Source organism: Exiguobacterium sp. s39 (assembly GCF_018618925.1).
Lineage (GTDB): Bacteria > Bacillota > Bacilli > Exiguobacteriales > Exiguobacteriaceae > Exiguobacterium_A > Exiguobacterium_A abrahamii.
Window position 1 is genome coordinate 1 of the sequence record NZ_JACSNA010000006.1, and the last position, 25417, is coordinate 25417.

Consider the following 25417-nt stretch of genomic DNA (forward strand, 5'->3'; position numbering starts at 1 on the left):
AAAAGTGTGTTACCAAAAACGACGGTGTCAGATCCGTCCATCTCAACTAATGAACAAGAGCAAGAACAAAATTCAATCATTTCGAAGAGCGCGGAACGCTTTATCACGTTCGCCTTCACATGGGAGGATGGGACCTATCCAACACGCAAACGACAAGCCGATCAGTATATGTCGGAGTCCATTAAACGGACGCTGTTTGCGAGTAGCAGAAGCGATAACAAGTTCACCGCCTCCGTCTCGGACATCGAAGTCTTTCCAAATCGGGACGATCCGGAGCATTGTCTCGTCCGCTTCCAACGGACGTTGACGATCGATGCCAATGGTTATGAAGAGACGTCTGAAGAATTAGTTGAACTGACCTTTACGCATCAAAATAAACGGTACGTCGTCGATCAGATGAAGAGCCTTCAAACGTCAGGAGGTGTCTAAATGCATCCAGGAAAACGAAAGACGCTGACCCGTGACTGGTCACGACTGTACCTCGGAACAGGTCTGTTCTTCTTGATTGGTTTTCTGTTTTTCGGTTTCTCTTCCCTCTTCTTTGCTGAGGAACAACCGATCAATGCGACACCCATCGGCGAAGAACAACGGTTGACGAATGGACAGACCGTCACGCTTCTCGATTGGTCCCATGATGTGCAGCGGAAACAAATGCGCGTCCGTCTCCAGTTCGATCAACCTCAAGATTACGCGTCAAAGCTTGTGGCACGAATCGCCTATAAGGAACGACCAACGGATGAGCAACGCGTTCGTGTCGTCTATCAGCAGGACGAGCACTACGTCTTCGAAATCGAAGATGTACCGCGTGACTTTGACCAACTAGCACTACGCTTGTATGTCATGAAGCCTGAACAGTCACTCGATAAGTTGCGTGCTACGAAGCGAGAAGATTCTCTCGTCGAATCACTCTATATGGATCAGCGACGCGTCCTAAAGATGTCACTTTCTATTCAACAAGCAGATGACTATGCACAACTTTTTCTCGCTGACGAGCACCTGCAAAGTCAAAAACGGATCAAGAGAATGAAGCGCGAACAGGCGGAACAAGCTTCTCTCATCCAACAGATTGAACAGGATATCGAGACGAAACAAGCCACCTTACCCGACCTGACACTCGATGAACAAGTCGAACGTGAGGATGAAATCTTCAATCTGAAGCGGGACAAAGAAGACGCACTGTTACGACAAACGGAATTGAAAAAACAACTCACGCAAGAAGAAAAAAGACAGAATCAGCTACTTGTTAAAGCACGTGAACTGAAATGGTAAGGTGGCAAACACCGTGCCAAAATGTCGTTTTTAGTGGCACGCGGTGTGATCTTTTGGCGATTTTGATGATATCAGGGAAACACTAGGCTCCGCCTAGGCTAGCACGCTCCGTGATAGCAGTTTCCCCTTATGCTCTTTTTTACGGTTTTGAACTATTTTTGGTTTTTCTCCTCTAAAAAAATCGACGTACATTTAGTCATTCTATCGACCTTCATCAACGCTTAGATCGATTCTGTTACGTCACTTTTTTCGACTCTTTTCATCTCATGATGCTGTATCTTCGACCAGATATTTTTCCAAAGTTCGACAATCAAGGAGACGCTCACGGCTTCTCCAAGTGCGTAACCGTGTTCGATGATGGATTGCATATGTTTCCTCCGTTCTTTTTCTAAGTAGGATCACCTTTCTCACTTCTAATGACAGGAGGAACGAAGCAATTGTTCGAAAGTCATTTATCTTTTTTAGAACATTGAGACTCACTTTCGTAATGGAAGGAGGAAAGCAGATGGATCTCTTGATTCGTGATATAGATCCTATCCTCGTCAAACAACTCGACGAATTGGCAGAGAAACAGATGTGTTCCCGACAAGAATTATTGAAAGGATTGTTGACGACCTGGTGCGCGGACGGTATCCAGTCGACACAGATCGCACGCCTCGAACGACAGCTCGAAGCGAATACACTACATCTCAAGCGGAGTGCAACCGAACTCGAACTCTTGACTACACTCTTCCGTGAGGTGATGCAGGATGAGTAACATTCCTGGCGTCATCATCAAGTCGAAGTTCAAGTTGCCACAAGCAACACAACGTGCGCGTCGTTATACGACCTACCTCAGCTACATCGATCGTCCGGAGACGAAAGCGCGGTCGCATCAATTTGAAAACTATCACGACTATATGGAAGATGAACTGAAATCAAGCGGCCTGTTCACGGCAACGCAAAACCGATTGAATGCGAAGGAACGAGAGCAGTTACGCAATATCTTCCGACGGGCACAAGAGAACGGCAGCATCCTCTGGCAAGACGTCATCTCGTTCGATGAAGCCTGGTTACAGGAAGTCGGCGTCAAAGAAAATCGTTACATCGATGAACAACGATTGATGCAGGCGACACGGAACGCGACCGCTTTGATGATCGAAAAGGAACAGATGTTGCACGCGGAATGGACCGCTGCCATCCATTACAACACGGACAACATCCATGTCCATGTCGCGACGGTCGAGACGATGCATCCACGCGAACGCGGCAAACGCAAACCGAAAACGATCGAGAAAATGAAGGCACAAATCGTCCATACGCTTGCCGACCGGACACGGGAACAGGAGAAGTTGAATGCCTTCATCCGTGATGAAGTCCTCGCGCACAAACGAAATCATGCAACACTATCCGTTTCAAATCGCATGCTACATCCGGAACTCGTACGCCAGTATAAAGCGATTCAGAAACGACTACCGGATGATAAACGGCAGTGGTACTACAACATGAACGGCATTCAAGAACTGCGTCCTTCACTCAATCAATTGACTGACACATATCTTGCGACGCACTTCGAGAAAGAACACGCCGCGTTCAAGCAACGACTCGATACGGAGGTCGCATTCTACGAGCGAAGTTACGGATCGGCATCTCAAGCATCGACTTACCGGAAGACGAAAGAACAGGATCTCTACACGCGGATGGGAAACGCCATCCTGTCAGAGATGCGTGAATCGTCTAAGTCACCTCAGGAGCTTGCGAAGATGAAGACATCCTCACCTAGACAAAACATCCAAGCAGCGTTTCGACGTGAACGGATCATGCAAGAGACGCTCTATCGAATCGGACGACACATGAATGATGAATGGGACCACATCAAGAATCAGCGTGCGTTTGAACAACTTGAACAGGAAGTCCAACACGAAAGGTAAGGTGACGGGCAGTGGAGGAAACAAAACAAGTCCGAATCAAGATGAGTGCCGTGACCGCTGAATTTTTAGAGGAATACCGGGAGAGAGAACGGTTGTCTGGGATTGGTCCGGCAATCGATCACATCATCCGCGACTATCAGGAGATGATCAAAAAGCAATGGGACTTGAACTATGTCAGTCGTTCCGTCTCGAAACAAATTGAACAAGCGTTGACGTCGTTCTGGGAAGAACAGATCACGAAAAGTCTTTCTCCGTTACAAAAGAGCGTCCAACAAACAGACCTTCAAACACAGGTATTGATCGAATTGCTACAAGCCCTGATGCAGACGGAGAGCATCGAGGACATCATCCCGACGACCGAATACCGTCCCTCGTTTCTTGAGACGGCAGAGACGGCTGTAAGAAAGCGAATCGACCAACGAAAGCAATATAAGCATTCAGACGAAGAAAGGATGATCCACAAATGAGACGACTCGAAGCCTTCACACTCGCCACACTTCTCGAACTGCATCAGACTCATGTCGCCGTCATGATTCATCAAACGCGCTATGACATTCCCCTTTCACATGAGGAACACGAGCTACTGCAACTCTTACAGGAAGAACCCTTGGTATTACTCCCGGTATCACGTGATCGCCGTCATCTACTACTGGATCGACTGGTTAACGACTTGATGGTATTAGAAGAGTTGAACGATTTTGAAGGTGCTGCTGATTCGTACGTTTCGTCGGAAGGAGCGTGAGTGGTATGGCATACAAGAAGAAAACACGTGAGGATTACCAGAAGGAAGTCCAAGCGTTAACCGATAAAATGGAGACGCAGCTCGCCTCCCACTTCGTCAGTCAGGAGAGCATCAAGGAACACCTCGACTTCATGAGCCGGTTCCATCGCTACTCGACGCGGAACATGCTGTTGATCGAAGAACAGTTCCAAGGCGCACGTGCCGTCGGTTCCTATGCCTACTGGGAGAAGCAAGGTGTCCAAGTCCAAAAAGGAGAGAAAGGAATCAAGATTTTCGTCCCCTCCCCTGTTACGTTCATCAAACGAGAAACGGATTGGGTGGCGTGGAAGGATGCGACGAAGACGGAGCAAAAACGCGCCAAGGAAGGTTCTCTTCCGACACGGAAAGCGATGTACTATAAGATTGGTCATGTCTTCGAGTACACACAGACCGATGCTCGGGAGAAGGGACTCGAAGTCTCTGAGCTCTTCGCTTCCTATCATCGAAATGGATCGCTTCGTGAGGTGGAAACGTTTCGCCGCGCGTTGAACGGGATTGCCGAGACACAAGACGTGAAAATACTCGACCAGCCACTGAACGAGCTTGGTACGGCAAAAGGCTGCTTTTATCCAGAACTGAACGCGATCGCCTTGAATCCCCGCAACTCGGACATCGAGAACGTCACTATCTTGATTCATGAACTCGCGCATGCCAATCTGCACAACATAGAACGGAATGAAGAACGCGGAATCGAGTTAAAACCACATGAGAAGGAATTCCAGGCGGAGATGGTCGCTTACACGGTCGCGGCACACTTTGGTTTTTCGACAGACGAATTTTCATTGTCGTATCTCGCTAACTGGACGCAAGGCAGAGACTTGCGCGATAAGGAAGACTTGTTGCACGAAGTCCATCAGACATCCGGTCATTTCATCCGTGATATCCATACTGCGCTCGAGAAAGAGCAAATCTTGGAACGCGAAGCATCACCGATTAAAATGATTGAGTATATCGAACAGACTGCACAGGTCACTGAACACGGATTACCGTTAGCTGAACGTTTAGAACGAATCATGCAACATTCACCGGAGGACGTCGGTGCTTACCTGACGAGCATCGCCAAGCAAGACACGCAGCAAGACCTGTCATCTTTTGACGAACCAATGATGCTGGTCCATGGAGCGACAGACTTCTTCGAACCGTTCGCAAAAGCCAACGACCGTGACTTCGACGAACATGAGACCGTCGCCTATACGCTCGTCATCCCGGGCGAAGGACCGATCAGCCAACACTTCCGTGTCCTCGATGATGCGATAGGACCGTACCATCATATCCTAAACACAGAAGTCGTTAGTAAGAAGACCGAACAAGTACTCGAAAAGGCATGGTACGACGAGATGGTTTCGACGGAAGATCGTGACTTAGAAATAGTCCGACAGATCGTAACGCGTCACTTCAATGTACCGGAGCAAGATTTCCGAAGTCGCTAAAAATAATCTTTAATTGAGAATAATATTATTAAAAAATGATAATATCATTGACTAAAACACAGTAAAACAAGAACGAAAGTTCTTGTTTTACTGTTATAATCTATAGAATATTAACTCGAATGGAGGAATTTACTTGCCAAAAGTTATTAGTACATCTCTTTCACAGTTTTCTAAGGACAAAGTAGATTTAGATGCATCTAGATTATCTATTGCAAGAACAAGTACAAAAGCACTAGTAGACAAAATTGAAAAATTTGAAGACTCTGATGATAGCTTCCCTGCTATTTATAAAGATGAAAACTATGTTCGTATGGGCTCTTTTGCAAGAAGAACAAAAATTAGACCTTTAGACGATATTGATTTTTTAATTGTTTTTCAGGCAAATAGCAGTACTTATCTAGAAAAAAGTAACGGAGTTTGTGAAATAAAGGTTCCTACTACTTCAATCTCACTTTATAACCTAACTAATGATGATGGAACCTTAAATTCAATAAAGCTATTAAACAAACTAATCAAATCTTTGCAGAGCGTTCCAAATCACTCATTAGCAACTATTAAAAGAAATCAAGAAGCTGCCACATTTAAGTTTTCTAGTTATGAATGGAATTTTGATATTGTTCCTGCGTTCATAACTTCTAAAGATATCTATGGAAATAGTTTTTATTTAATACCGGATGGTAACGGAAAATGGAAAAAAACAAATCCTCGTATAGATTCTGCAAGGGCTACGGAAATCAATCAAAAAAGAGACGGGAAAGTTTTGAGAATAATTCGATTAATCAAGAAATGGCACTCACAACAGCATGTACCCAATGTCGGATCATATCTACTGGAAAACATGATTTTAAATCATTATGAATACAACGAGGTTGGTTCTACTGATCAAATAGCATTAAGAGACTTATTTAATGTATTAAGTTCTTCTATATACAGTCCTTGTCTGGATCCTAAAGGAATCCAAGGAGATCTTAATCATCATAGCTTTGAAACACAAAAAAGATTTTCCGCTGCTGCTTATAAAGCGTATGAAAGGTCTTCATTAGCAATTCAATATTTTCTTGAAAACAAACATAAACTTTCTCATCAAGAATGGCAAAAAATATTCGGAAGTGATTTCCCAGATTATGAATAAAAAAACTTTAAGTGAACGTCAAAATTCTTCTGATTCTATTGATTTACTAAAGGCAATGCGACAATCTTATGATAACGGAAAATGTTTTAGATTTACTCGAATAGTAATTACAGCTTCTATTCCGATCTTCAGTATATTCATTATAAATTTCAATTCTGATTTAAAAGCATTTTTCGCTTTGATTTCAGCTATTTGGCTAGCTTTCAGCAGACTTTATTTTATAAATTTTGAAAAAGAATGTATCAAAACAGCAGCAGTTCTCCAAGAAGAATTTGATACTAAATTATTTAAAATCCCTTGGAATAAAATGTTGGTTGGGGAAAAGATTAATGATAAAAAAAGAATGCTTTTAAGTAATAAATTTAAGGGAGACGAGTCAAAACTTCTTAATTGGTATCCCGGGTTAAATAAAATTTCTAATGAAAACTTAACTTGTTTAATATGTCAGAGGACAAGCCTACAATGGGAAATTGAATTAAGAAAATACTATAAAAATAGAATACTTCTTCCAATATTTCTTTTTAGTTTATTCATTGCTTTTGTTACTCTTTTTCAGTTCAATCTCTCTTTTCAGACTATAATATTATCAATCATTATTCCATCTTTGCCTTTATTACTTCATCTAATCGAAACTCTGAATGCTCATAAGAATCAAATTTCTGTTCAAGAAAAAGTTTTATCATCAATTAATAGTTCAATTAATGATTTTGAGACTCATAATTCAAATCAAATAAGAGAATATCAAAATGCAATATTTATGAAGAGAATCGAAACTAATACTGTTCCTAGCAAAATTTATTGGTTAAAACGAGATATTTACGATGATATAGCAAAACGTATTAATCAAAAAACAAACGAAACTGATAATTAGAGCACATAAATCAAAGGTGTTGCATACTTAAATAGCATGCAACACCTTTGATTTATTTATTTTAAACTGTTTGTGAATGAGCAGCTGCAAGATTAGATAATAAATCTGCATTTTTATTAATTTCGTTAACTACCCACGGCTGTAAAAGGTACGGCATTCTTATATCATTAATATCGCTTACCGCAACCGTATCAGATATTCTCCCAATAATTTTTTGGTTGCTTAGAGTTAGTATAGCTCCATCATGTATTGGTAATTCTAAAGTATGATTATCTTGAGAATATAGTTCATAAATAATTGTTTTTTGAAGAATCGTTAATTCAAGTAATCTTCCTTTAGCTTCAGCAAAAAATTTGCGTTTTTTCCTTAAGGTGATCAGGCTTTCAAGTAATGAATTAATCCAGGTCACCAAACATAGAGCAAAAGTAACTAAAAAAATAATACCAATATAAAAACCATATTTATTCATAAAATCAATCATATGCAGCTTTTTTAAAATGTAATTCGATGAAAAAAGTAAAATCCCGCTAGCTAAAGATAAAGAAGCTAAAGTTTTGATTGGCAATGTTAAAAAATCAAAAATCTTTAAATCTAATTTCAAAAAATCTCTCCACCTTTTAATTAATTTAAGTTAGTCTTCCCATAACTCTTCCATCAACTCATCGATTTCATCTGAAAGTCGCTGCCGTTCGCGTTCATCCTTCTCGATATGACCATATTCATCCATCCAGATGACATCGCCCGACTCCACCGTCATTGGGAAGCGGGAAATCAGGATATCACGCATTCCATCATCGAACTCAACGACGACCCACTTCCCCTCAATCCGGTCGATGATCCCTTTTCGCTTTTTCATTTCGACTTCTTGATCGTGTAGGACGATCCGTTTCCTTCGAAGACGATTGTACCGCTCTTATCTGTCCGCAGCATCGTCGCCTTCGCACGCTTCAGGTTCGTCACGACTTCCTTCGTCGGATGTCCATACGCGTTCTTCCCGACACTAATGACGGCGTACTTCGGTTTAACGTACTTGAGGAACGTCGCGCTTGTTGATGTCTTCGCCCCATGATGCCCGACCTTGAGGACGTCCGCACGCAGCGTCTTCTTCTTCGCGATCATGTCTTGCTCCGACTTCAATTCCGCGTCTCCCGTGAACAGAAACGTGTTCTTCTTGTAGGCGACGTGTAAGACCGCGCTCCAGTTGTTCAGATCACTCTTCGCATAGTCTTTGACCGGTCCGACGAACTGCGCCTTCACCCCTTTGACCGGAAGCGAGACGCCAGCCTTTGCCGTCTTGATCGTCAGCTTCTCGCGCTTAACCGCCAACAAGAAATCCTTGTAGGCTTGCGTCGTGTGCTTGACCTTCGGTGCATAGACGCTCTTGACCTTAAATGAGTCGAGGACTTCATCAAGCCCCCCGATATGATCGGCATCCGGATGCGTTGAGATCAACATTTCGATGTCACCGACCTTCTGCTTCTTCAGATAGGCAACGAGTTCATCGCCCTTCCCCTTGTTGCCGCCATCGATGACGATGTCCTCACCACTCGGCATCTTGATGTAGATCGCATCGCCCTGACCAACATCGATATAGTGAACCTTGATTTTTGATGTCGCTGCCTCTGCACCTTGCAGTGGTCCGACGAGTAATCCAATACTTGCGAGCGCTAAGCTGGCACCCATCCATTTTCGTTTCATCTTTCATCGCTCCATTCCTGATTTGTAAGTTATCTTCAGTATACAGTGAATACCAGGAGAAAGTTGGTTATATTTCCCACCCAACTATTTTTATTGATAGGTTAGTTTATATGTAAGTCCATACAAAAAAACAGACCTTAACGGGTCTGCTTGTTAAAGTGTGTCTGCATGAAGTCTGTCAATCGATCGACATCGATGAACCATGTCACATGCTCAATCGATCCTTCTACTTCTCGCACGAATCGAAGCTGGGCATCGATCAATGTTACCTTATCTGGTATCTGTTTCCCCTTCGCTTGCTCCATGACCTCAAACATCTCTACTATATTCATGTACTCCACCCCTAACCGATTTGTTAAGCACAGCATAGAATGATTTAAGCGTCTGTACGAACTACCTTAGATAAGATAAGCGAAGTGATATGTAAGATAACTGAGTCGTTACGAAACAATGCACGATTGATTTTTCACGCATAAAAAAAGAAACGACCTTTTAAGATCGTTTCTGTCATAAAAATGATCATTCTTATTACGCATATCGAATCAATAGATATAAATAAGTACACCTACGATCAGAATGAACGGAACCAAAATCATTTTACCTGTTCGGCTCAAAAAGCTCTTCTTTTCTTTTGTAAAAAAGAAATCGATCAATAAGAAAAGTCCGAATGCAATCGGTACAAGGTAGAGTAGAGGGACATTTGTAAGTGCTGCACCTAATACATTGGTCGATCCATCATAGTTCATATGTAATTTCTCCTTCTTTAGACATCCTCGCATGAGATACTTCATTTACTATCGAAGCGCTAATGACGATCTAACACGTGGATAAGAATCTTTCCTTTAGTATGCCATTCCTTCCACTAAATCCTAACCCTTCATTTTTGTTTTTAAAATTCTATAGAACGGTCTGTGCCTTTAGTCACGAAGAACAGGAACATAGAGGTGCCTCTCACAAGCGAGGCGCAACTCTCGTTATCGGTTCCAGTGGTGCGATGAAGCCGAATGTTCTTTAATCATCTGCGTTACTATAAAACGAGATTATTTCATAATCAATCGACCTAGATCAATCCTCTACCCATAGAACTCCATCTATTTAATCATTTCTTCATTCATCCATACATTGCGAAAGAAACTCTCTCTAGAAGAGACGATATAAATACTTTTTTCCGCAATGAATCCGACTACTTCAGGTTTCTAACTGCTATTGAATTTGAGACAAATCCATTTTTTAAATAAAAAAACGTCCTTTTGAGGGGACGTTTTACTTTAGCTTAGCGATATTCGGTTCAATCATAAAAAGTGAAATAACCACTTTGTTCGACTTTCGCATATCCGATATGCGCAAAGATTTCTGCTTTTTTATTTGTTCCATCAACAAAATTAGATACATCCCAAGTCAATGGATCATTTCCATAGCCATATTTTTTACCAATCAACTGCTTATTGATCTTATCGCCATCCAATTCGTAAAGCCATACAACATAAGTGTTAGTACCACTAATTCCAGAAGGTCTAATTTGAACGTTACCACCACCTGAAGAAATCGTCTGTGTACTTTCAATTTGCTGATTGTGCAAATAAATCGATTCAGTATAGCCAACTTTATCCCACGACCCCGCTGCATATGTAACTACAGTTTTAGCTGATGCTGATGGCGCACTGACTAAAGAAACAGCTGGGATCATACAAGCTAATAACGCAAACTTCTTCAAACCCATTAAAAATTCCCCCTTTTTCCAAATTACAACTATAAATAATTGTAATTTACATAAATATACTATATCATAAAAAGGTAATAAAATGAAATTAAAGGAGAAAATATCATGCATAAAAAAATCACTACATTGCTTTTAGCTAGTGCTTTCATTACTTTAGGGTCTTCAATTCCTGTTAGTGCAGGTACACACTGGACAGGTGATGGTGCAGTGGACGGGAAAGAAATTCGCTGGGGTACTGCTCGCGGAAAAACTGCCTACACTACAGCAAGAAACCATTCCATTACAGTTTGGGACAACATGGGTTCAATCAATATCGCCGGTGACAATGCAGACGTAGTAGAAGATTTATCGTTCAGAGATATTTATGTAGCTACCTCATTATTAGGTCGATATACGCCAATGTCAGGTGCTGACGTTATTGAATACAATACGTATAACTTCACTGATATGACATCAGGGGAACAGAAAAAAACTGCCTTACATGAAATGGGACATGCCTTAGGCTTTAACCACCACGATTCAGGAATTATGAAACAAGGGCTATTTAGTATGACAACTTTAGATTCGCACATTAAAAGTGACTACTACAGTCATTACTGAGGAGGAAAAAAAATGAAAGCAAAGAAAATTACCGCTGTCGTTGGTTTAGCTGGAATTCTAGGATTAGGAACATTTTACCTCGTTGATCAAAACGAAAGTGTTTCAGGAAAACAAGTCTCTTCTATTCAAAAAGCAGATTTAAAGAAAGTTACTATGACAGGTGACTTTGCTATGGACGTTACAAAAACTACTTCTGTCGTCGGAAATTCTGAGAACGTTTTCATTGCTAAAGTAGAGAAGGAAATTAGTCATGATGAAACATTACCAAGCACACAGTTTCAAGTAAAAATAGTCAAAAATGTTAAAGGTGAATTAAGCGAAGATCAGGTCGTAAATCAAAATGCAGGAATTTTTGATGATAATGGCGAAAAAGTATTATTAACGTACGAAGATCAAGAAATGCTCGTACCTGGCAAAACATATTTATTTGCAACAATCCATGATGAGAAAACGGACTGGCACAACCCAGTTCCTGCTTATGGAGAAGTTCTTATTGAAGATGGCGCGGATATTCAAACAGTAGCTGATACGTATGAAACTGCATTTGAGAATCAAACGATCTCACCTATCATGGAGAGACACGATGAACTCGAATTAGAAGAAGGATTTGTTGAGGAAGAAGCCGCTCAATAAGAACACTTAAACTTTATTTAAATTATCCTTATCAAGGGAGGGTGCTTTATGGGTAAATTTAAATGGATTGGTGTTTTAGTAGTATTGGTTGTTCTATTTTTTGTGTTTGATCCTTTTCGCGGGGAACCACCAAACCCCAAAGTAGAAGCACAAGGAAAAGATATTCCAACGGTCCAAGGATCATTTTGTTGGGATGGTCTATTGCGCAACCAATGTGTTGATAAAAAGTATGTCGACGGACTCGATATGACGAAAAAAAGCAAACCAACTGTAGTATCCTCAAATAAAAAAATCGATATTTCTTTTAAAGACGAACCAGAATCTATGGAGATCGTTCGTTGGAAAGATAAGCAAGATTCTGAAAAAGTTACTTTAACTGGCGATGCCGTTACTGCCCCGAAAGAAAAAGGAACGTATGCCTATGAAATCAAAGCAAAGTGGTCCAACGGTGACGGACAATTCGCTTTTTTGGTTAAAGTAGACTAACCCCCTCCCTTTCCCCATACTTCCTCTTCTACCAACAGTCATTTGACTGTTGGTTTTTTTATTAATAACCAAGTATTTGTGATAAGATCTATAGTTGTTTAAATTAATTATTTTTATTCTTTGAACGCTCCGTGCCTTCCGTCGCAAGGAACAGGAACGTAGAGATGCCTCGCGCAGGCGAGTCGCAGCTCTCGTTATCGGTCCGGCAGGAGGGCAGCGGTGCGATGAGGATGTTGCTGCGTGCAGCCTACAGCCTCACGCATGAGCCCGAAAAATTTTCTTGTGCTGTACATCAAGTAGAAAGAGCATCACTACCTATCTACAAGAGGATCGATTCACTTCAATCAGCTATCTCTCCTCGAACCTTCGTACACTCCACTACTGTCTCACTACTGCATCCTCCATAACACCCTTCTACATAGAACAGACCAGATGTACGTTCTCACCCGCAGTGGATCATCCGTCCACTGCGGGTCTCTCATTGCCCTTGGATTCGGGACGAATCCATTCCTTACTCGCTTGCGCTCTCTCAAAAGAAAAACGACGTCGTTTTTCGTCCATGCTCTTGCGCGCGCGGACAGGACGGAGGTATCCCGTCCGTCTACGCTCTATCGTCTCTTTACAGCACACCTTGTGCTTTCAAGCTGACGTATTCGTCTCCGGCACCGACGATGATGTGGTCAAGAAGCTGAATACCGACGATGCGTCCGACCTCGACGAGCCGTTCGGTCACCTCGATATCTTCCCTCGATGGATGCGGGTCACCGCTCGGATGCTGATGGCTGACGATGAGCGACGTCGCATTGTTGAGGATGGCGGACTTGAAAATTTCTCTAGGGTGGACGACGCTCGAGTTGATGCTACCGACGTGTGCCCGATGGACGGCAATGACGCGGTTCTTCGTATTGAGTAGGATGACGAGGAACACCTCACGGTCATCGTCCTGGATGAAGCGTCTCGCGACACAGAACGCGTCCTCTGGGGACGTGATGTGTGTCGTCTCGAGCGCGACGTCCGGTTCACGGACCTCTTGGCAGATACGGGTGATTTCAACGAGTGTAGTCAGTTTCATGGAAAAGCTCCTTTCGCGAGTGGGATGCAGTCCGACACGGTGCCGTCCTGTTGACGGGAACGTAGCGAGCGTCGCGAGACGGCGCAAGGGTGACCGCAGGGAAAGATCAAAAAAAGCGGACAGCGCACCGGGACGAAGGCTTCCGAAGCCCGCGAGCGAAAAGCTTTGCTTTGAGCCAAAACGCGGAGGAAGACAAGGAACGGCAGCGGCTTTTTTTGATGACCCTTGCGCCGACGAGGAGCGAGCTAGAGTACGGAAACAGGACGGCTTGCGGTCTCTTTCCATCAGACAGAGCGGGGCCGCTCTGTTCCATGCTTTTATCTATGGGATCCTATCTGATTGAAAAAAAGAACACACCCTAACTCATGAAGTGAGATAGGGTGTGTTCATACACAAAAAAGAAAAAATATACCAAACTTCTATTAAATTCTTAATGTTTTCGCATTGATAGCTACGATGACCGTACTCAAACTCATCAAAACTGCTCCAATCGCTGGTGAAAGAATAATGCCGTATGGTGCTAAAATACCTGCAGCTAAAGGAATCGTAATGATATTGTAACCAGCTGCCCACCATAGATTCTGAATCATTTTATTATATGTTTTTTGCGATAGTTCGATGACAGATAAGACGTCCTTTGGATTACTTTTGACAAGGACAATATCAGCCGTTTCTACAGCTACATCTGTTCCACTACCAATCGCAATCCCTACATCCGCTTGTGCGAGAGCTGGTGCATCGTTAATTCCATCCCCTACCATCCCTACTTTTTTTCCTTCTGCTTGCACCTGTCTCACTTGACGTGACTTATCATCCGGTAATACTTCTGCGTACACTTGATCGATCTCAAGTTGGGAAGCGACCCACGAAGCGACTTTTTGATTATCCCCAGTCAGCATGATGGATTGAATCCCTTTCTCCTTTAATTCCTGTACAGTCTTCTTAGCTTCCTCGCGAACGAGGTCGGCAAGGGCGATCATACCGATTAATTCTGTGTCCTTTAAGACAAAGACGACCGTTTTCCCTTCTTCAGACAAATCTTCGAATGTCACTTCGTCGATTTCGAGTTGTTTGTCCCGTACGTATCGCGGACTAACGACGCGGACTTGCTTTCCTTCGACTGTTCCTTCCAATCCTATGCCTGTCATCGATCCAAATCCTGCGACCGATGGTAAATCAAGCTTTCGTCTTTGAACTTCAGTCAAGATCCCGCGAGCAAGTGGATGTTGCGACGACTGTTCGATGGCTCCTGCGAGTCGTAATACTTCTTCCTCACTTATACCTGTACTTGCCATCACATCCGTTACTCCAAAATTACCTTGCGTTAAAGTACCAGTCTTATCAAAGATAACCGCATCTAGTTTTCGTGCCTCTTCGAATTGTGTTCGATTTCGAATCAAAAGACCTCTTTTAGCGGAAAGTGCTGTAGAAACGGATACGACAAGAGGGGCTGCTAAACCAAGAGCGTGTGGACAAGAGATAACCATAACCGTTACCATGCGCTCGATTGCTGTACTAACCGAATATCCAAGTACAATCCAAATCACGAAAGTCAGAACACCTGCTCCCACCGCGAGATAAAAAAGAATTTTTGCTGCTCGATCAGCTAAGTTTTGAGTCCGTGATTTGGAAGATTGCGCTTCACTTACTAAGCCGATGACTTTTGAAAGGTAGGTGCCTTCACCAGTACCTGTCGTCTCGACTGTCAGACCACCTTCTTGATTGATAGAGCCAGCAATCACGGTGTCATTCTCCTGTTTATCTACCGGAAGTGATTCACCGGTAAGCATTGATTCGTCAATCGTTGTTGTTCCTTCGACGATTTTTCCGTCTACCGGTACCTGTTCTCCCGGCTTGATCCGAATGAGATCTCCTGCCTCTAATTCATTGACCGGCACCTCTTCAACCTTCCCATCCTTCACTCGATGCGCCACACTCGGAAGTAACTTTACTAATTCCTGCAACGCATTTGAGGCACCCATGATTGATTTCATTTCAATCCAATGCCCTAATAACATGATGTCGATCAAGGTCGCTAACTCCCAAAAGAAATCATGTCCTTGTCCGAAACCGAATATGATAGCGACACTATAGAAATAGGCTACACTAATCGCTAATGCAATCAACATCATCATTCCAGGATTTTTTTGGCGTATTTCATTAATACTACCTTTTAGGAAGGGCCATCCACCGTAGAAGTAGACAATTGTGGATAGCAAAAGCAAAACAACGTCGTCATATGGAAAGCTAATGTTGATACCCGACCATTCTTGAATCATTTTGGAAAGTAGCAGGATTGGAATGGTCAACATTAACGATACGAGAAATCTTTTCTTGAAGTCTCCGATCATTCCTTCATGTTCATGATGTGAAGCACTCATTTGTTGGTCTTCATGATGAGTATGTTCGTGATGGATATGGTGATTCATAAGAAAACCTCCTTTTACGTACTATATACCTGTATGGTGTATATAGAGAGATCATGACTATATAGAGCTACATCTCGTTTTTACTTCCAGTTAAACTTATATATATAAATATAAAATGTATTTTGACACACTAAAAAATAAAAATTATCATACAAGTATAGGATATATTTTAAAAAATGAGACCATTTGTTTGAATAGGACTATTTAGCGCCAAAATCACAAGTACTGAAACTTTAAAAAGAATTAAAGGACAAGTTCGAGGTAGACATCAAATGATTGATGACAATTCATGAATTAACTGAACTGATGAAGACTATGGTCAAATGAACGAATAGGTACTATCGTGAACAGACAAATGAGCTAATACAAAAAACGCAATTAAAAAGCTTTGTTTTATGCACCTACAAAATTATCTCTAAGGAGAATCCAATCGTGAAACTTAACATACTCTTAAAAAGCGTAAGTCTTATTAGCCTATCCCTGATTGCGGTCGGCTGTGCTCAATCCCCGATGAAGTCTTCTACTCCCAATCATTCAAAGGAGGTAGATCATGCGAAACATATGGGCGGTGACAAGATTGAAGAAACATCATCATCGTTGATACTTCCCACGTTTTTAAAAACTCAACCTGAAGATGTACGAAATGTTTATCAAGCTGTAGGGAAAAATCGTAAACTACTAGAGAAAATACCTTGCTATTGCGGTTGCGGTGAAACAGTCAATCATAAAAATAATTATGATTGCTTTATAGAAGAAAACGCGACGAATGGATCGGTGAAATGGACAAGTCACGGAACGACATGCAGCACCTGTCTCGAGATTGCTGTAAAGTCTATTTTGAAGCAACGGGACGGAGAATCGGTTAAAGATATTCGTTCTGCAATCGATTCTTCATATAAAGATGGATACTCGAAGCCGACACCGACTCCCTTATGATTTTTATGATGACACTTTTGCTCCTATAGTAAGAGTGTCATTTCGTTTCATTCTCACTCCAACGATATCCTCTCCCCCAAATTGTTTTCAGATGCCTATCGATCGGGTAATCTAACTCTCTTAACTTTTCTCTAATCATCTTAATATGAGAATCAACTGTCCTCGGATCCGATTCTGACGTATAAGACCAAACGAATTCATAAAGCTCTAGTCTGTTGAACAGCCTTCCAGGATGTTGAAGGAATAGTCGCAGTAATGCATGTGCTTTTGGTGTAAAGTCAATCGACTTGCCATCTAGTAAAATTAAATTGTTGCTCTCATCGAACGTAAGTCCGTGGTAGATAACGGGTTCTTTTGCTTTCCTTCTCATGACAGACCGAACTCTTGCTAAAAGTACGTCCCCGTTAAACGGCTTTGTGACATAATCTGTAGCTCCAGCATCTAGTCCTTTGACGATGGATTCAGCATCATTTAGAGCCGTTATCATGATGATAGGGACTTCCGGGTGAGAATCCGTTATTTTCTTACATACTTCGAATCCATCGTACATTGGCATCATTACATCCAATAAAATCAAATCGAAGGTTTCTTTTTTCACTTTCTCTAAAGCTTCGATCCCATCATTCGCCATACTACATTCATATCCTATTGGTTCTAGATAGAGTCTTAATAATTGCCTCATTCTTATTTCATCATCAACAATTAATATTTTATCCATCCTAGTCACCACCTCTTACATTAAAATTTTTTAATAATAAATGATTGTTAGTCTATTTCCTCATAAATTTCACGAACTTTCTATATAATCAATTCAACCTATAGAATGGAGTTGATTTTCATGAAAGTGTTTATGAAGAGTTTGATCGTTATCCTCTATGTATCCTTATTTTCTCTCACCATACTACTGGTCTATAAGGGTTATGAACTTTTTCATAACTAAGTATCTTAGTGCTTATAAATAATGAAAGAGCATCAGCTTTTTAGCTCATACCTTTTTCGGCATGGCGACATAGATGCTCCTTCATTTTTAACACTTCGCTTTAAGCAATTAATTTACGACAGACTTTTGCACATTCATTACAGGCCTCAGCGCACTTTTTACAATGATCATGATCATGTTTCGAACATTCGTCGGCACATCTTTCACAAATTTCAACACAGCTTCTTGCAAGAACATCAATATTGCTGCTGTTTCGAGAAATAGCTTGTACTAAAAGACTACAAATTTCAGAACAATCTCTGTCTAGACGTATACACTCTGCCATCGAAGAAACATGATGTTCACTCAAACACGCATCAAAGCATTCATTACAAGTCACTATACAGTTGTGTAGGGCACCTAAGATTTCTTGTTGTCCAGTATTCATTCTAAAATACCTCCATTTTCCGTCTTTTTTGACTTACACAAAGCCTATTTCCTTAGTTTGTGAAAAAAAGATGAAAACATTCACCTATTTTTTAGTCCACTTTCAACTGACCCATCATTCCGTTCTCTTCATGTTCAAGGATATGGCAATGGTACATGAATACCCCTTTTTCCTTGAAAGTCATCTGAATCTTAACTCGTTCATCTGGTTTTATAGCGATAGTGTCTTTTAGACCTGCTTCTTGATTATCCAGTTTCTGTCCGTTTCGCTCTAATACTTTGAATTGGACTCCATGAATGTGGAAGGGATGAGTCATTCCACCCATCATGTCTTTTTTATTATAGACCTCCCAAATTTCGGTTTCTCCTTGTTTCGCTTTAATATCGATTCTCTTCTCATCAAACTTTTTCCCATTGATTTCAACATTTTTGCCCATCCCGAAAAGAGTTAACTTTTGATTCACTGTAGACAAGGTCTTTAGCGGCTTTTCATATCCACTTTTCGGCACCAATGCACTTAGGTTCGTCCCTTGTTTATCCTTCAGCTTGAAGTTAACGACCCTTACTCCATTCGTCTCAAATGAAACAGTCTCACCAATTTTTCTTTTTGAAAAGTCTACCAATACCTCTATACGTTCGCCTGGACTTAATTCAATTTTCTTTACGTTTTTCGGTTTTGAGATGTAACCACCATCATCAGCAATTTTTTTAAAGGATGAACCGTCAGATAGCTTCACTACGTAGTTACGTGCATTGGAGCCATTTATCAATCTGACTCTAAGTTGCGAATATTTTACGTTGAAATATGGATTAATCGTACCGTTTACGAGGAGGGTATCGCCTAAAGCCCCATCTGTTTTTTCTACATCAGCATATCCAAGGACATTCCTGTTTTTAACTTTTCGATCTTGAAGAATTAATGGAATATCATTTTCACCATATTTTTGAGGTAGCATCGTCTCTTTAGTTTTTTCATCTTTTACGTACAACAATCCTGCTAACCCCTTGTATACTTGTTCAGCAGTTTTCCCCATTGGATGTGGATGAAACCACAATGTCGATTCATCTTGCTTCACTTTAAACTTTACTACCTTCGTTTCACCAGCTTTCACGACTTGATGTGGTCCGCCATCTACGGATGATGGTACAACAAGACCGTGCCAATGGAATGTAGTCGCTTCTGATAAGCGATTCACCGTACGGATTGTTACCATTTTTCCTTTTTTCAATTCCACTACAGGACCTAAATAATTTCCGTTATATCCTAGAGTTTCAGTTTTTTTACTATCTCGGAAGAACTGTGTCTCCCCTTGTTTAGCGACAATCGTGTATTGAATGGAATTCTTGGTTTCACGATCGGATTTTAGCATCTTAGGGATGTTCAATCGTCGCTCTTTTTCTTCAGTTGATTTTAAATCGACACTCGCGCCATGTCCCATACCTTCCATCATAGTCTGATTTGTAGTAGTGTTCCCTCCATTCATCATAGATTTCATGTGCTGTTTGTTATTTGGCATAGTACCTCGGATAAAAAGTAAATACGAACCGCCCACTATAATCATGAGAGTAAAGATACCGATAGTTGCGATTAACCATCTTTTCTTCACATGGATCATTCCCTTCAATTAATTATTATCTTTAACTTAAAGAATGATTGTGAAAAAAATATGTCTTTCCACCCATGAATTTTATAGTTTTTTTCAATGTGTTACTTTTCTGCTCTCTGCAATGTTTCTGCAAATTTATGTGATAGAGTCTATGGAAAGCATAAAAAAACAATTGGAGGTAATTTTTATGAAATTAAAGAAAAAGATTTTTATGACAACTATGGCTGCTTCGCTTTCTTTAGCACTCGCTGCGTGCGGAAGCAATGGTGATGATTCTAAATCAACAGGAAGCATGGATAAAAATATGGACGGTATGGATCATTCGACGATGGACATGTCTGGATCGAAAGAGGTTCCGAAAGGGCTCCAAGAGGCTAAAAACCCTAAATTTAAAGTAGGCGACATGGCGATGATCAAAGAAGCACATATGGAAGGCATGAAAGGGGCCGAGGCTAAAATTGTAGGAGCTTATGATACTACTGCTTATAGCATTTCTTATGACCCTACAAATGGCGGGAAACGCGTCACGAATCATAAATGGATTATTCAAGAAGAGATTGTAGATGCCAAGTCATCTCCTTATGAAGTAGGCGATGAAGTAAAAGTAGACGCGGATCATATGAAAGGAATGAAGGATGCTACGGCCACTATCGACTCAGCTAAGCAAACAACAGTGTATATGATTGATTTCGAATCGACTACAGGTGAAGAAGTGAAAAATCATAAATGGGTGACTGAAGACGAACTATCTGCAGAATAAACGATAAACAAGAGAGGAACGGTTTTTTAACCGTTCCTCTCTTGTCTTATTTCTCCTTATTTAAGGAACCCACTTGTAACCAATTCCCCATACTGTGCGAAAGTGTTCTTCAATAGGAAACTCGAGTTTCCTAAGTTTTTCTCTTAAGTTTCTTACATGAGAGTCGACCGTTCGTTCATCTGTCCACTCATTTGCTAACCATAAACTTGAGAGCAGTTCCTCTCTTGAATAGACACGTTCTGGATTTTTTAATAACTTAGCAAGTAATGAAAATTCCTTTGGCGTGACTTTGACTAAATGATTATCATAATACAGCTCATGGGCGTCTTCATTTAAGATTAGACCCGACGATTCGATTTTTGATCCTGAAGAAACTGTAGTTCGTCTGAAAATCGATTGAATTCTTGCCTTCAATTCCGCCTCGTCGAACGGTTTCACAATGTAATCATCTGCTCCCAGTTGTAATCCTTTTACGATTTCTTCTTTTCCGTCGAGTGCTGTCAATAAAATGATTGGTACATTCGAAACTTCCCTTATCCTTTGACAGGTCTCAAAACCATCCATTAAAGGCATCATCACATCCAATATGATTAAGTCAGGCTCATCTACATCAATCAAGTTCAATATCTCTCTTCCGCTGTTCAGCTTAATACAGGTATAACTGTCTTGCAGATAGAGTTCAATCAGTTCTAACATTCGATTCTCATCATCTACCAAAGCAATGGTTCTCATCCTGGAATCCCCCTCAAGTCAATGACAACTTTCAGCCCGTTTTCTACATTAATAGCTACGATGGTCCCTTTGTGCGCTTCAACTATTTCTTTCGTGATAGCCAAACCGAGCCCAGTACCTCCTGTTTCACGATTTCGTGAAGAATCTACTCGATAAAAACGATCAAAAAGATACGGGAGTGATTGCTCATCCACACCACCACCTTCATCCGTAACTTCAATAAAGTTTTCATCAAGTTTTAAAAATACGCGTTTGTTCGCATGTGTATATTTTAGCGCGTTATCCAGTAAATTTAAGAGAACCTGATCAAATCTAGCTTGGTCTATCTCTTTGTAGATGGGAGTTTTATTAATTTGAAGAATTAATTTCACTTGTTTCTCCTCAAATTTAAAAATTATTCTTTCACTGATTTTTTTTAAGAAATCATTCATCTCTGTGATCTGAGGATCTATTTGAAAATGTGGCTCTTCCAATCTAGCAAGTTCAAACAAATCCTCAATCAGTTCTTGAAGTCTTTCGGATTCCTCATAGATAATATCTCCAAATCTCGATTCGTCTTTTTTGAGGAGTCCTGCATATCCTTTGATGTAGGTAATCGGCGTACGCAATTCATGTGTGATTGAAGTCAGAAATTGCTTTCTTGTATTTTGAATGTGACGTAAATCAACAGATAACTTAGTGATCGCTCGTGCTAAATCTCCTACTTCGTCGCTTCTCTCAGCTTCTCTGATTTTCAGCACCTCGCCTTTACTTAACTTTACCGTTGCCTCTTTCATTGATAAAAGTGGCTTTATAATGATATAACTCAAAAAATAAACACTTACTAATAGAAAAAGTACTAACAAGAATAGAGAGAACACTACTTGTTGTTTCAATTCCCCCATCAAATGCTGTATATACTTCGTCGGCTCTAACATGATTATTTGACCGCCATCTTCAATATTACTCACCGTCACTAAAAATTTGCCCTCTCTCCAATTACCTTCTACGATTCCATCCTTTTTTTGAATCCAATCCGGGTTCAAAAATTGTTCAGCGTCGTTAGATGAATCGACGACTTGATTATTTTTGTCTAAGATAATCACATCAGTCATCGCCTTTTCCTCCATTAAAACAACGTGTTCAACTGTTTGCTTGTCGAAGTTAGTGGAAAGAACATCTCGATGACTATTGCCTCTCTCTTGAAGGCTCTCCAGTTCACTTTCTACTTGTTGATGCTCAAGAATGTTGTATACAATAGCAGATGAGAGAATGAAAATCATGAGAATCCCGAAAAAATAAAATAACGTTATTTTAAATGAAAGTTTATTCATAAAGTACCTTTCTCATTTAAGATGATTACATATAAAAACAAACTGTTGAGATTTAGAAAAGAAAGTATTCTTCATTTAGGCGATACACAAAAGAGCTTTTATCATTTGATTCTTTTAAAAGGACAATTCCTTGAATATTGCTCCACAAATAATTAGCGAAATCATAATCACTAAAAATAGCCTCACGAGTAGAATGCGTCATGAAACATTCTATTTTTGTAATCGTATACATTCCCTCCGAATCACGTTGATAATCGAAAGAAAAAGAACCCTTTATATTAAGCCTTTGAGCAATTATTGCTACGCACTCCTCTAAAATCGAGTTGGCAAACACCTCGTATGAAAGAACAGTATCTTGGTACCGTTCATACTCTTCTCTCATAAAACAGCAAATCACTTCACTAGATCGATAATCGACATATGCATCAATTTTCCCCACCTTTACACCTTCAGGCGCATTCTTTATCTGGTCAAAAGAATAAGTGAAAGTATTACCTTGAACCGAAAATGAATCATGAAGTACTGTTTTATCCCAGTCAAAGGATGTTATAAACGCTACGTTATTTTTTCTCATTTTCAACTTATGTTTTGATAACGTAGATGCTTCTTGTTCGCTTAAAGGGATAATCCAGCCTATTTCTTGAGAAGTACAATATTCAATCAGATTACTAATATACCCTTCTTCTGATTCTTTTTTTGAAAATGAATCAAAATATTTAAAATCAGGAAATAGCTTTCGAACCCATCCTTCTTTTGAAGAAATATGAATATCTATACTTACAGGTTTAAGTTGTTTTATGTTCTCCATCACTTTCCAGTTTTCCTCTACTCCCATTATCAGGACATTTTCACGAGACATTTACGATGCATCTCCTTTCGAAATAGAAAATAGAGCGTCAGAACCCTCTAAACCCTGTAAAATCAATCAATATTGTAGTTAGTTTCGTCAGACCATCGAAATACAATATGATACCTAATAAAATCATAAACCAGCCACCTATTTTCATAACCTTTGAAGAATAATTCATTAAGTATCTGGATTTCCCGACCAAAAACGACATCAAGAAAAATGGAATAGAAAAACCTAGTACATAAAAGAGCATATATAAAAATCCATTACTAGGATTCGTGGCGATCAAAGCAATAACTCCAGCGAGGATTGGTCCTGTACAAGGAGTCCATCCAGCAGCCGATCCGACTCCGACAATAAACGTTCCGATATAACCACGCTTTCTTTTTCCTAAGTTCATTCTTCGCTCTTTAAGTAAAAATATTGGGGTCCACAGACCAGTTAAAATAACACCGAATATGAATAAAATAAGTGCACCGCTCATCCGTAGAACATCTTTATACACTATAAAAAAATCAGCCAAATATGACGTTGAAAAACCCATCACTAAAAATACGCTCGAAAATCCAAGTAAGAAAACGAATGTATGGGGAACACCATTCCAGTTCCACTTTTTATTTTCTTTTAACTCTGTAACTGAAATTCCTGTAATGTAAGATAGAAAAACAGGATACAAAGCTAGGCAACATGGCGAGATAAAAGATAAAAACCCTGCTCCAAAAGCTAACAAAAAAGATAACTCCATCAAATTCCTCCCGAACTCTAAAAAATAAATCTTTTTTTAAGATGTATAAAAAAGAAATGTGTTTAATTTTAAACATAAAATCTGTTTGTGAAAAAACTATGCATTTTTTGATTAAATCTCGTATCAATTTTTGAAATGAATTTGATACACTTTTTTGTAATATAGTGATGCTATACTCCTTTTAACAAATCGTTTGTCACCGTATCTTTATCTTTAAAGGAGTACAACTAATGAAAAACAAGGTAATACTTATCGCTTCTAGCGTCTTACTCACAACAACTTTTTCAATGCATAGCCCAAAAGTTGAAGCAAGTAGTGCATATAAAGTAAAAGTAAAGACAGACAATCTCCGTGTTCGGACTGGTCCTTCTCTCAATTACAATATAGTCGGCGTGACTAACACTGGTCAGACTTTTTCTTATTTAGGAAAAAAAGGAGCTTGGACAAAAGTACTTTACAAAGGGAACACACGGTATATCTATAGTTCTTACCTAAAAAAATATAAGAGCCACGTTGCAAAAAAAATGACGTATAATGAGTCTCTTTTTGCTTCTCCTACTAAAGGGAGGCTGACCCAAGGATACGGAAAATCTAATGGCGCTTACGGTTATACATTCCATAATGGCGTTGATCTAGCTGCAACAAAAGGCACACCTGTCTATGCTTCTGCGAGTGGAAAAGTCACTACCTCTAAAAACAGCGGTGCATATGGTAAACACGTTATGATTTCACATAGTCTAAAGAATCAAAAATACGTAACCGTTTATGCTCATATGAATAGTCTTTCGGTAAAAAGTGGTCAGACAGTCTCTAAAGGTATGAAGATTGGAACAGTTGGGAATACAGGAAACTCGTTCGGAAATCATTTACACTTTGAGATTCATAAAAACAGTTATAAATACAGCAGTTATTCTGCAGCGAATAGTGTCAACCCATTGAACTATTTGTAACCTAAAAAAAGAAGAGAGGATGTCCTAAGACAGCATCTTTTCAGATCATAGAAAAACCCTCATTTCGACGTCGAAATGAGGGTTTTTCTATGATCTGAAGCGACTTCATCAAGTCATTTATTTTGAA

Annotated in this window: 31 protein-coding genes; 15 read left to right on the forward strand and 16 right to left on the reverse strand. The window is 40.2% G+C overall.

The annotated features are described in order from the left end of the window. Window positions 1-429, forward strand: a 429-nt coding sequence (locus KNQ11_RS15950) for a hypothetical protein (protein ID WP_214772589.1), incomplete at its 5' end; no start/stop codon positions are given. After that, window positions 430-1269 (forward strand): hypothetical protein, encoded by an 840-nt coding sequence (locus KNQ11_RS15955; protein WP_050678822.1) that lies wholly within the window; start codon window positions 430-432, stop codon window positions 1267-1269. Between the two features lie 221 nt (window positions 1270-1490). Here the strand turns inward: KNQ11_RS15955 and KNQ11_RS15960 are convergent, their stop codons facing one another. Beyond that, window positions 1491-1637: a hypothetical protein gene (locus KNQ11_RS15960; protein ID WP_156323200.1), complete on the reverse strand. Its 147-nt coding sequence runs from the start codon at window positions 1635-1637 to the stop codon at window positions 1491-1493. Between the two features lie 137 nt (window positions 1638-1774). On the opposite strand from KNQ11_RS15960, the gene KNQ11_RS15965 reads away from it, so the two are divergent. The 7 genes from KNQ11_RS15965 (at window position 1775) to KNQ11_RS15995 (ending at window position 7393) form a co-directional block, all read left to right on the forward strand. Further along, complete coding sequence (locus KNQ11_RS15965; RefSeq protein ID WP_050678823.1) at window positions 1775-2026, forward strand: hypothetical protein; 252 nt, start codon at window positions 1775-1777, stop codon at window positions 2024-2026. Then, window positions 2019-3179, forward strand: coding sequence for a MobP2 family relaxase (gene mobP2 / locus KNQ11_RS15970; RefSeq protein ID WP_214772591.1), 1161 nt, complete (start codon window positions 2019-2021; stop codon window positions 3177-3179). Before KNQ11_RS15965 ends, mobP2 begins: the two co-directional genes overlap by 8 nt. Window positions 3180-3190: 11 nt before the next feature. Continuing rightward, entirely contained in the window at window positions 3191-3646 is a 456-nt protein-coding gene (locus tag KNQ11_RS15975; protein ID WP_050678825.1) for a hypothetical protein, read from the forward strand. After that, window positions 3643-3921 carry a hypothetical protein gene (locus KNQ11_RS15980; protein WP_050678826.1) on the forward strand — a complete coding sequence of 93 codons (279 nt, stop codon included), beginning with the start codon at window positions 3643-3645 and terminating at the stop codon, window positions 3919-3921. Before KNQ11_RS15975 ends, KNQ11_RS15980 begins: the two co-directional genes overlap by 4 nt. Before the next feature lie 5 nt (window positions 3922-3926). After that, window positions 3927-5390 (forward strand): ArdC-like ssDNA-binding domain-containing protein, encoded by a 1464-nt coding sequence (locus KNQ11_RS15985; RefSeq protein WP_214772594.1) that lies wholly within the window; start codon window positions 3927-3929, stop codon window positions 5388-5390. Window positions 5391-5523: 133 nt separating this feature from the next. Beyond that, a complete protein-coding gene (locus tag KNQ11_RS15990) occupies window positions 5524-6522 on the forward strand; it encodes a nucleotidyltransferase family protein (RefSeq protein ID WP_050678828.1) in 999 nt (332 codons plus the stop codon). Beyond that, the gene (locus tag KNQ11_RS15995) at window positions 6515-7393 is read left to right on the forward strand and encodes an S-4TM family putative pore-forming effector (RefSeq protein ID WP_050678829.1); all 879 of its coding nucleotides are present in this window, start codon (window positions 6515-6517) and stop codon (window positions 7391-7393) included. Before KNQ11_RS15990 ends, KNQ11_RS15995 begins: the two co-directional genes overlap by 8 nt. Window positions 7394-7454: 61 nt before the next feature. On the opposite strand, the gene KNQ11_RS16000 is transcribed toward KNQ11_RS15995, so the two are convergent. The 6 genes from KNQ11_RS16000 to KNQ11_RS16025 all read right to left on the reverse strand — a co-directional run bounded on the left by KNQ11_RS16000 (window position 7455) and on the right by KNQ11_RS16025 (window position 10922). After that, window positions 7455-7994, reverse strand: coding sequence for a superinfection exclusion B family protein (locus KNQ11_RS16000; RefSeq protein WP_158583710.1), 540 nt, complete (start codon window positions 7992-7994; stop codon window positions 7455-7457). Window positions 7995-8024: 30 nt separating this feature from the next. Continuing rightward, complete coding sequence (locus KNQ11_RS16005; RefSeq protein ID WP_050678831.1) at window positions 8025-8249, reverse strand: DUF3006 domain-containing protein; 225 nt, start codon at window positions 8247-8249, stop codon at window positions 8025-8027. Further along, window positions 8246-9091, reverse strand: coding sequence for a ComEC/Rec2 family competence protein (locus KNQ11_RS16010; protein ID WP_050678832.1), 846 nt, complete (start codon window positions 9089-9091; stop codon window positions 8246-8248). The genes KNQ11_RS16005 and KNQ11_RS16010 overlap by 4 nt, the downstream gene beginning before the upstream one ends. Before the next feature lie 137 nt (window positions 9092-9228). Further along, the gene (locus tag KNQ11_RS16015) at window positions 9229-9423 is read right to left on the reverse strand and encodes a hypothetical protein (RefSeq protein WP_050678833.1); all 195 of its coding nucleotides are present in this window, start codon (window positions 9421-9423) and stop codon (window positions 9229-9231) included. 210 nt (window positions 9424-9633) lie between these two features. Next, window positions 9634-9837 (reverse strand): hypothetical protein, encoded by a 204-nt coding sequence (locus KNQ11_RS16020; RefSeq protein WP_214772596.1) that lies wholly within the window; start codon window positions 9835-9837, stop codon window positions 9634-9636. Between the two features lie 542 nt (window positions 9838-10379). Continuing rightward, window positions 10380-10922, reverse strand: coding sequence for a hypothetical protein (locus tag KNQ11_RS16025; protein ID WP_156323201.1), 543 nt, complete (start codon window positions 10920-10922; stop codon window positions 10380-10382). Here KNQ11_RS16025 and KNQ11_RS16030 point away from each other — a divergent pair. Genes KNQ11_RS16030 through KNQ11_RS16040 form a run of 3 tightly spaced genes read left to right on the forward strand, consistent with a single transcriptional unit; the run spans window position 10917 to window position 12530 of the window. Then, the gene (locus KNQ11_RS16030; protein WP_050678836.1) at window positions 10917-11411 is read left to right on the forward strand and encodes a zinc metalloprotease; all 495 of its coding nucleotides are present in this window, start codon (window positions 10917-10919) and stop codon (window positions 11409-11411) included. The genes KNQ11_RS16025 and KNQ11_RS16030 overlap by 6 nt on opposite strands. A gap of 12 nt (window positions 11412-11423) precedes the next feature. Further along, the gene (locus KNQ11_RS16035) at window positions 11424-12044 is read left to right on the forward strand and encodes a hypothetical protein (protein ID WP_050678837.1); all 621 of its coding nucleotides are present in this window, start codon (window positions 11424-11426) and stop codon (window positions 12042-12044) included. A 48-nt stretch (window positions 12045-12092) separates the two neighbouring features. Beyond that, complete coding sequence (locus tag KNQ11_RS16040) at window positions 12093-12530, forward strand: hypothetical protein (protein ID WP_050678838.1); 438 nt, start codon at window positions 12093-12095, stop codon at window positions 12528-12530. Between the two features lie 619 nt (window positions 12531-13149). Here KNQ11_RS16040 and KNQ11_RS16045 read toward each other — a convergent pair. After that, complete coding sequence (locus tag KNQ11_RS16045) at window positions 13150-13602, reverse strand: JAB domain-containing protein (RefSeq protein ID WP_483299366.1); 453 nt, start codon at window positions 13600-13602, stop codon at window positions 13150-13152. Window positions 13603-14024: 422 nt separating this feature from the next. Then, the gene (locus KNQ11_RS16050; protein WP_050678840.1) at window positions 14025-16031 is read right to left on the reverse strand and encodes a heavy metal translocating P-type ATPase; all 2007 of its coding nucleotides are present in this window, start codon (window positions 16029-16031) and stop codon (window positions 14025-14027) included. Between the two features lie 432 nt (window positions 16032-16463). On the opposite strand from KNQ11_RS16050, the gene KNQ11_RS16055 reads away from it, so the two are divergent. Further along, entirely contained in the window at window positions 16464-16967 is a 504-nt protein-coding gene (locus KNQ11_RS16055) for a PCYCGC motif-containing (lipo)protein (protein ID WP_050678841.1), read from the forward strand. 37 nt (window positions 16968-17004) lie between these two features. Here KNQ11_RS16055 and KNQ11_RS16060 read toward each other — a convergent pair whose 3' ends face one another. The 3 genes from KNQ11_RS16060 to KNQ11_RS16070 all read right to left on the reverse strand — a co-directional run bounded on the left by KNQ11_RS16060 (window position 17005) and on the right by KNQ11_RS16070 (window position 19784). Next, on the reverse strand, window positions 17005-17685 hold the full coding sequence (locus KNQ11_RS16060) for a response regulator transcription factor (protein WP_050678842.1): 681 nt from the start codon (window positions 17683-17685) through the stop codon (window positions 17005-17007). A gap of 322 nt (window positions 17686-18007) precedes the next feature. Further along, window positions 18008-18334 carry a four-helix bundle copper-binding protein gene (locus KNQ11_RS16065; protein ID WP_071908772.1) on the reverse strand — a complete coding sequence of 109 codons (327 nt, stop codon included), beginning with the start codon at window positions 18332-18334 and terminating at the stop codon, window positions 18008-18010. Between the two features lie 91 nt (window positions 18335-18425). Continuing rightward, window positions 18426-19784 (reverse strand): multicopper oxidase family protein, encoded by a 1359-nt coding sequence (locus KNQ11_RS16070; protein WP_214772604.1) that lies wholly within the window; start codon window positions 19782-19784, stop codon window positions 18426-18428. A 343-nt stretch (window positions 19785-20127) separates the two neighbouring features. On the opposite strand from KNQ11_RS16070, the gene KNQ11_RS16075 reads away from it, so the two are divergent. Next, window positions 20128-20700 (forward strand): YdhK family protein, encoded by a 573-nt coding sequence (locus KNQ11_RS16075; RefSeq protein ID WP_029343434.1) that lies wholly within the window; start codon window positions 20128-20130, stop codon window positions 20698-20700. A gap of 60 nt (window positions 20701-20760) precedes the next feature. On the opposite strand, the gene KNQ11_RS16080 is transcribed toward KNQ11_RS16075, so the two are convergent. Genes KNQ11_RS16080 through KNQ11_RS16095 form a run of 4 tightly spaced genes read right to left on the reverse strand, consistent with a single transcriptional unit; the run spans window position 20761 to window position 24340 of the window. After that, on the reverse strand, window positions 20761-21432 hold the full coding sequence (locus KNQ11_RS16080; RefSeq protein ID WP_029343435.1) for a response regulator transcription factor: 672 nt from the start codon (window positions 21430-21432) through the stop codon (window positions 20761-20763). Continuing rightward, complete coding sequence (locus KNQ11_RS16085) at window positions 21429-22745, reverse strand: sensor histidine kinase (protein WP_050678843.1); 1317 nt, start codon at window positions 22743-22745, stop codon at window positions 21429-21431. Before KNQ11_RS16085 ends, KNQ11_RS16080 begins: the two co-directional genes overlap by 4 nt. A 52-nt stretch (window positions 22746-22797) precedes the next feature. Then, window positions 22798-23604 carry a hypothetical protein gene (locus KNQ11_RS16090; protein ID WP_050678844.1) on the reverse strand — a complete coding sequence of 269 codons (807 nt, stop codon included), beginning with the start codon at window positions 23602-23604 and terminating at the stop codon, window positions 22798-22800. 37 nt (window positions 23605-23641) lie between these two features. After that, entirely contained in the window at window positions 23642-24340 is a 699-nt protein-coding gene (locus tag KNQ11_RS16095) for a cytochrome c biogenesis CcdA family protein (protein ID WP_034786404.1), read from the reverse strand. Between the two features lie 230 nt (window positions 24341-24570). On the opposite strand from KNQ11_RS16095, the gene KNQ11_RS16100 reads away from it, so the two are divergent. Then, entirely contained in the window at window positions 24571-25290 is a 720-nt protein-coding gene (locus tag KNQ11_RS16100) for a peptidoglycan DD-metalloendopeptidase family protein (RefSeq protein WP_029343438.1), read from the forward strand. Window positions 25291-25417 lie beyond the last annotated feature (127 nt).